Source organism: Streptococcus oralis (genome assembly GCF_003943825.1).
GTDB classification, from domain to species: Bacteria; Bacillota; Bacilli; order Lactobacillales; family Streptococcaceae; genus Streptococcus; species Streptococcus oralis_CD.
On the sequence record NZ_RJNJ01000040.1, the window covers coordinates 1 to 927 of the forward strand.

Consider the following 927-nt stretch of genomic DNA (forward strand, 5'->3'; position numbering starts at 1 on the left):
GTCTAGGATAGCGTAGGAAGTGATTTCGGATGGTTGCTTGTGTCCTTCCGTCAAGGATGGCGATGACATTTAGGGAATTGGAATCTTGAGCTATAAAGCTCATTTTCCTATTCTTAAAAGCATACTCATCCCAGGACATGACATCTGGGAGCAATATGTGTCATTGCTTGGTTCTCGATAAGTAATTGGGCAATTTTCTGGTTAACTGCGACAGAGATTTGGTGGTTCTTCTTGACAAGAGGAGTTTCGGCGACAGCCATTTTCTCGCATTCTTTACACTTGAACCAGCGTTTTCGAAGACGGATAAGCAGTAGGAAACCAGCTGTTTCTACGTAGGGAATCTTAGAGGTTTTCTGGAAGTCGTATTTAGCCATTTCTCCCTTGCAGGAAGGACATTTAGGAGGTATGTAATCCAAGTAGCCATGGAGTTCTAAGTGAGTTCCTAGGCCATATTCATCAGTGATAACGATATTTTGGTCTTTCATTCTGAGTAAGTTTGTGATAAGATTTAGTTGTTCCATATAACTCTTTCTAATGATGGTTTGGTCGCTTTTCATTATAGATTATATGGGACCTTTTTTCTACAACAAAAGAGGCTCTATAATATCCATAGGGAATTTACCCACTACAAATATTATAGATCCAAAAAGTCTAGTCAGTCTAGGCTTTTTGGCTTTCTCTTGGTATCCTTGAGTAAGGAGCCGCTGTATTAATGATTAAGTTATTTATCCTGAAAGGAAATAAAGTATTATTGCTATGCTAGGCTGGATCAGTCCCAAACTCAGAGGGAATCAAAAGAACAGAAAGAACGATTTTTGATAGTGCAGATAGAACTTCCATTCAGATGAAAGACTATGACAGCTACACACCGATTAATGGGGACTACAGTTGGTACAAGGGATAGAGCATACTTTCTAGGGAATATAT

General features: G+C 39.2%; 1 pseudogene. It reads right to left on the reverse strand.

What is annotated here, in order from left to right:
* Positions 1-521 (reverse strand): annotated as a pseudogene (locus tag D8863_RS10420) (transposase family protein); the annotation flags it as partial.
* Between the last annotated feature and the right edge of the window lie 406 nt (positions 522-927).